The sequence below is a fragment of the Emticicia agri genome (genome assembly GCF_004168285.1).
GTDB lineage: Bacteria > Bacteroidota > Bacteroidia > Cytophagales > Spirosomataceae > Emticicia > Emticicia agri.
Genome location: NZ_SEWF01000053.1, coordinates 21,222 through 27,300, shown reverse-complemented (window position 1 = coordinate 27,300; position 6,079 = coordinate 21,222). Strand labels below are relative to the sequence as shown.

Sequence of the window (6,079 nt, the reverse complement as noted above, 5' to 3'; positions counted from 1 at the left end):
TACTCTACCCGAAGATTTTTAATTTATAAACAAAAAGGCTGAATTTTGTAGCGACCAAGCAAACAAAACCAACCTTTTAGAATGAGAAAACTCATTAGGGACGAAATTATAAAGATTTTTGATAAAATACCTCTTGCTAAGAATCTATCAAGGAAAAAATTCATTGGTGATTTTCTGATAGGGATGCTCGAAAGCCGGAAGGTGCAATTTAAAGAAATAGCCTTGCACATTGAGAGTGAAGCTACATTAGAATCAGTTGAACGTAGAATACAGGCATTTTTTAAGGATTATGATTTCGATTACAGGCAAGTATGTCTCTTACTATTAATGTTTTTACCTAAAGGTAAACTTCAATTATCAATAGATAGAACCGAATGGGACTTCGGCATTTATCAATGCAATATTTTGATGATAGTTGCCAAAAATGGTTCAATAGGGATTCCATTGTATTGGGAGTTATTAGATAATAATTCAGGTAATAGTAATTGTAAAGACAGGTGTGACTTATTACAATCAATTGTAGATGTGATAGGTTTGGATAGAATCGGTTTGATAGTTGGAGATAGGGAATTTATTGGTATTCAATGGCTAAAGTATCTAAAAGACAGGCAGATAAACTTCTGTATGAGATTACCTAAAAACCATTTGATAACACTTAAGAATGGGGCTGTTTGTTCAATAAACGACTTATTGTCCCATCAACAGGAGCGTTACTTTGAAACATGTTTGGTCGATGGAATCTGGTGCAATACTATGCTAAAGAAATTAGATAATAAAGACTTTTTGTTTCTGATAGGTAATCTGCCAGCCAAGCAGTTAGGAAATCTTTACCGACATAGGTGGTGTATCGAAGTTCTGTTTCAAACTTTCAAACAAAGGGGCTTTGATTTAGAAACTACTCATATTAAAGGAAACGAAAAACTTAGTAAATTGTTGGTTTTTGTTAGTATTGCTGTAGCTATAGCACTGAAAACAGGTCAATATCTCCATCAAAAAGTAAAGATGATTAAAGTCAAAAAACATGGATATAAAGCTAATAGCTTCTTTAGAAAGGGTTTAGATTATATCAGAGTAAATCTAAAAAGACAAAAACAAAATTTTATAGCTACTTGTCAGATGCTTGTATATGATTTTTTGAGGTGGATTCATTTACAATTCATCTATCACAAGGAATTAACAAAAATCTTCGGGTAGAGTATGCTTTACTATGAGTATAGCTGTAAAAAGTCAAAATTGTCAAACAGAAAATAAAGAATTATTTTTTGTTGAAATAGACATTAGAGGGGTATCTATCAACCCAATTTTAATGAACGGTTTAACAAGTTTTGTCAAAGTGAGTGAATACAATAATGATAGTCCAATGAGTTTTTTACGTAGTTTTTATAGACTTGGTAGTTATTCTCCAGATATTGAATTGATTGGATATAGCTTGTTCAAAGAATGTCAGAATGAGGGTTTTAATGCAAGGTCGATGAGTCTTTTGAATAATAAAATATTCAAGAAAAGCATCAAAAAGCAACTATTATTAAAAACAGGAGAAACGGTATTCTTACGAATATCAAAAATTAAAGCAGATTTCTTAGAATTAGACAAAGACAATAAAATAATTCCTTCAAACTCAAATGAAATATCTCTGAGCGAAATTAATGAGATTAAAATGTGTTATATCCCTTTAAAAATTTATTATTATAAAAAACCTCGAAAAAAGGATATACTATAAACTAATCCCCGTTCGGCTGATTGTCTAATCAGTCGCTGTGTCAGCCGGGGGCGCCCAGCCGTTCTCTGAACGGCATTTACAAATGCTTTTATTGAGAAATGGCTTTAGATTTTACGGAATAAATGAACAATCTACAGTTGCCAGACGCCGTTCAAAGAACGGCAAACACAGTGGAAAATGATTACACACGCATAATATCCTGCCGATGTTCTTGTTTCAAACGCTCTAAAATGACCGTCCGTAAATGCGCTTCATTCGCATCAGCCCATTGACCTAAAGCTGCAATCACAGGAATTAACGTTTTGCCAAATTCGGTAAGACTATATTCTACTTTCGGAGGAACGACGGGATAGATTTTTCTGGTAACTAATTCATGCTCTTCCAATTCTTTCAACTGAATATTTAAAACCCGCCTGGTAGCATCGGGTATTTTGCGTTGCAGCTCGCTCGGGCGTTTGTGTCCTTCGTTGATAAACCATAACAAACGGATTTTCCATTTGCCATAGAGTACTTCGCCAATCAAATCAAGACCGCAATTCAGGTTCGGTAAAATCTTTCTTTCATACATACAACAAAATTAAACTTATGTTCCAAAACATGCAATAGGGGAAAAATTTATCCCTATCTGAATCGTATTTCCGTAATTGTTTCATCTGAATGTATAGCTGAAATTTGCATAAAAAAAATAATCAATGGAACAGGATTTTAATTTCAACAATGAATTATCGGGTAAAATTGCTTTGGTAACAGGCGGCACAAAAGGTGCAGGAAAAGCTATTGCCGAACGGCTGGTAAAAGCAGGCGCCACTGTTATCATTACTGCAAGAAATGCACCGGAAAAAGAAAACAGCCAATGGCATTTCATTGCCGCCGATTTAAGTAAGGCGGCAGGAACACAAAAAGTAATCAGCGAAGTGCTATCGACTTATGAGAGGTTAGATATTCTTGTCAATAACCTTGGTTCTTCAGAAACACCCGCCGATGGTTTTACCGCATTAACTGATGAAGATTGGGAATCGACTCTACAAGCTAATTTGCTTGCGCCTGTTCGATTGGACAGAGGTTTTTTACCACAAATGATTGAGTGTAGAACTGGCGTAATCATTCACATTGCTTCTATTCAGGGTAAACTGCCCCTGTTTGATGCTACTTTGCCCTATGCAGCTGCCAAAGCAGGATTAATCAATTATAGTAAAAGTTTATCAAATGAAGTTACGCCAAAAGGTGTTCGGGTGCTAACTGTCTCTCCGGGATGGATCAGGACGGAAAATGTCAAACATTTTTTGGCAAGGATTGCCGAGAATTCAAATATTTCTATGGAGGCGGCTCAATAAAGTGTTATGAATGCCTTGGGTGGAATACCTTTTGGCAGACCTGCAGAACCCGAAGAAGTTGCCGAACTGGTAGGCTTTTTAGTATCGCCAAGAGCCAGTTATTTAACAGGAACAGAATTTGTTATAGACGGCGGAACAATTCCGACTATTTAATAATCTTAGAAACAATGAACTTACCAGAAGTAGTTACCGAATTAATACACGCACAAAACAATTTCGACAGCACAGCTTATGCCAATTGTTTTACCGAAACAGCCGTAGTATTCGACGAAGGACACACGCACAACGGGAAAACAGCAATAAAAAACTGGATAGACAAGGCCAATAAAGCATATCAGGCGGTTATGAAACCCATAGCATATTCAGAAACCGAACGTACATTGAAAACTGAAGTTTCAGGAACGTTTCCCGGAAGTCCGATTGTAATGACTTATCACTATGAATTTAAAGATGGATTAATTCAATCACTGAAAATCGTGTAAACCAATATATCAGCCGCTATTAAGATATTGGGGCTGAAGTGCAAACTTCAGCCCTGTTCGGCTGATTATTTATTCAACTGAACCGAGTATGACCTTGTAAAAGTTAACCAGATTGAGTTAAGGAGTTGAATTACAAGAAAAACCGTGCAAAAGACTCACACGGTTTTCGAGATTGTATTACAATAAATAACCAATCCATGTACCCATGGCGGTTATCAGTTGTAATACTTCAAACTTTAGACCAGTTCAAAAAAAAGGGTTAATTCTGTGGAATTTTATCCATAAAATTTCTTTTTTGAGCATCAATAGCCAAAATTGGTGTTAAAAATTACACTTATTACTAACAAATTCTAAGGTATCCACCTTTCTATGGGTAGTTTTTCACTTTCAACATTGAAAACTTATTTAAACTCTGTTCGGCTGATTGTTCAATCAATTTGGGATGCAAAGTCACTATGGCAGCCGTTCTCTAAATGGCATGTACAAATGCTTTTAGTAAGAAATGACCTTATACTTTACTGAATAAATTAATAATCTACAGTTGGCATCAGCCGTTCAGAGAACGGTCTTCATATTTTACTGAATAAATTAACAATCCGTAGTTGGCAGACGCCGTTCAGAGAACGGCTGACACACCGACTGAATGGACATTCAGCCGAACGAGGCTCTGTCAGTTTTTTAACTTCGCATTCAATGGTAATTAATCTATGGTCAATCTTTAAATCAAGTATAGTAACCAATGGTAGGTTAGTTAATTCATTGGTAAACTTGATTTTTTTTCATCATCAAGTTTGCAAATTTTATCCTATTCCACAAAAATTGTCAAAGAACCATAAAAATTATTAGGAATAATCTGATTTTATTTATTAATTGGAATACTTTTTACTGCTTTGAAGTTATTTTAATACTAACCTAAATGAAAAAGATTATATTTATTCTTAGCTTTTTTTCTTCTCAACTTATCTACTCTCAGACAGACGAACGAGAAATCAAAGCCAAAACTTATTTAGAAAATTTGGTTTCCAATCAATCTAAAGGTGTGATTAAAGTGTCTTCTTTTGCAAAATCTGATGGATATTCTAAAGAGTCTGAAGGGATGAAATTATATGTTCTTGAATTTGAAAGTATTGTTACTATTACTAGGGATTGCTTCAAAGAGGCTGGTCTTGGGCAGTGGGACAATTTTAAAGTAATTACTGAAATTTTTAGCAGAGATGCTCCTTTCTATACACGCTATAATGCAGGAACAAATATAGAGTTAAAGGGTGATTTTACTTTTCTACAAACAGAGAAGGGATGGAGAGTGCAAGATTTTTTACTAAGAAAGAAGAGTGTCATACCAGCTACCCAAACTTTATTTAATTCAAGTCAGCTAAATAATAGCAATAGTGAAGCTACAAATAATAGAAAAGAAACAACAAACACAGTAGATGATAGTAAAGTAAGAGAAGTAACAAGTTGGTTCTTTGGAAAATTTGATTGCACATTCAAAAAAAGGATTTCTACCTCTTTTTATCAAACAAACGGAACCTTTACTATACAAGAGGGAAAAAAGGCATATTCTGGAAATTGGGAAATAGTAAAAAATCGCAACTCTGAAGACTATTTTCTAAAACTGAATTTGGACAGGTTGATTGCTAATGAAATGATACTTCCTATTGTCGAAATGGACAATAAACATTTTGTTCTAAAACAAGTTGGGGGAAGTTCGACGTGCCAAAAAGTGGAATGATATTAAATATAATTCTCTATTAAATCGATGTTTCCTACTCAAACGTAATTATTGCAGAGATTTTACATTATAAATATTTTACTATTTAAACAGGCAATAAATGAGTACATGTTTTACAGTTATTAGATTAAATCCTGCAAAAAATTTAATCAAAGCGTATATTAATGGCTCAAAAACATTAAGAACTATTTTTATCAAAATGTATTTTTGTTCTTTTTAGGTGCATCTCTTTTCGGCTGATATATCGACTGAATGAATATTCAGCCGAACGAGGAATTCCGTTTGAAAAATTGAATTTAAAAGATAAATAATGCTTGAATATTTTGGGCTGAATATTATGGGCAAGCATAGCTACCAACAATGTAAACAACAATTAAATAAAGAGACAAATGGTTTGGGCAATCGTAATCGCAATCATTGGAATAATACTATTCCGTTTCTTTTCAGCCTTAAGTAAGGACAATGACGACTTGCAAGGAAGGACATTAAATGACAAGTTTAATGTCATAGTCCACATGATAAATGATGCAGCATTTAATGGCAATGGTTCAGTAACAACACTCGATAAAAGAGAGTTTAACCTTTATGAGGACGGCAAGAATCAAATTATTAAATTCCAATACAGTACTGGACACTTGACAATAACTTGGAAATATAAGTTTTTTCAAAAGGAAGTCGTTCACGAAAGGCAATTTAACAATGTAAGAAATTTGAGTTTGTTTGAACAGCAAAAAATTGGAGAACAGATGATAAAAGAAATGACTATTGTAGTGGAAAGACATAAAAACAACGTAATTGGAGGAGTATAAAC

Annotated in this window: 6 protein-coding genes and 1 pseudogene; 6 read left to right on the top strand and 1 reads right to left on the bottom strand. The window is 34.1% G+C overall.

What is annotated here, in order from left to right; genetic code table 11:
- Positions 1-81 precede the first annotated feature (81 nt).
- Positions 82-1,194 (top strand): IS4 family transposase, encoded by a 1,113-nt coding sequence (locus EWM59_RS23455; RefSeq protein ID WP_130019099.1) that lies wholly within the window; start codon positions 82-84, stop codon positions 1,192-1,194.
- Between the two features lie 13 nt (positions 1,195-1,207).
- A complete protein-coding gene (locus tag EWM59_RS23450; protein ID WP_130023686.1) occupies positions 1,208-1,720 on the top strand; it encodes a hypothetical protein in 513 nt (170 codons plus the stop codon).
- A gap of 181 nt (positions 1,721-1,901) precedes the next feature.
- Here the strand turns inward: EWM59_RS23450 and EWM59_RS23445 are convergent, their stop codons facing one another.
- The gene (locus EWM59_RS23445; RefSeq protein WP_130023685.1) at positions 1,902-2,288 is read right to left on the bottom strand and encodes a winged helix-turn-helix transcriptional regulator; all 387 of its coding nucleotides are present in this window, start codon (positions 2,286-2,288) and stop codon (positions 1,902-1,904) included.
- 124 nt (positions 2,289-2,412) lie between these two features.
- On the opposite strand from EWM59_RS23445, the pseudogene EWM59_RS23440 reads away from it, so the two are divergent.
- The 4 genes and pseudogenes from EWM59_RS23440 (at position 2,413) to EWM59_RS23425 (ending at position 6,077) form a co-directional block, all read left to right on the top strand.
- A pseudogene (locus EWM59_RS23440) lies at positions 2,413-3,207 on the top strand (SDR family oxidoreductase).
- A gap of 14 nt (positions 3,208-3,221) precedes the next feature.
- Positions 3,222-3,536: a nuclear transport factor 2 family protein gene (locus tag EWM59_RS23435; RefSeq protein WP_130023684.1), complete on the top strand. Its 315-nt coding sequence runs from the start codon at positions 3,222-3,224 to the stop codon at positions 3,534-3,536.
- Between the two features lie 916 nt (positions 3,537-4,452).
- Positions 4,453-5,268 carry a hypothetical protein gene (locus EWM59_RS23430; RefSeq protein WP_130023683.1) on the top strand — a complete coding sequence of 272 codons (816 nt, stop codon included), beginning with the start codon at positions 4,453-4,455 and terminating at the stop codon, positions 5,266-5,268.
- A 389-nt stretch (positions 5,269-5,657) separates the two neighbouring features.
- Entirely contained in the window at positions 5,658-6,077 is a 420-nt protein-coding gene (locus EWM59_RS23425) for a hypothetical protein (protein WP_130023682.1), read from the top strand.
- Positions 6,078-6,079: the final 2 nt, after the last annotated feature.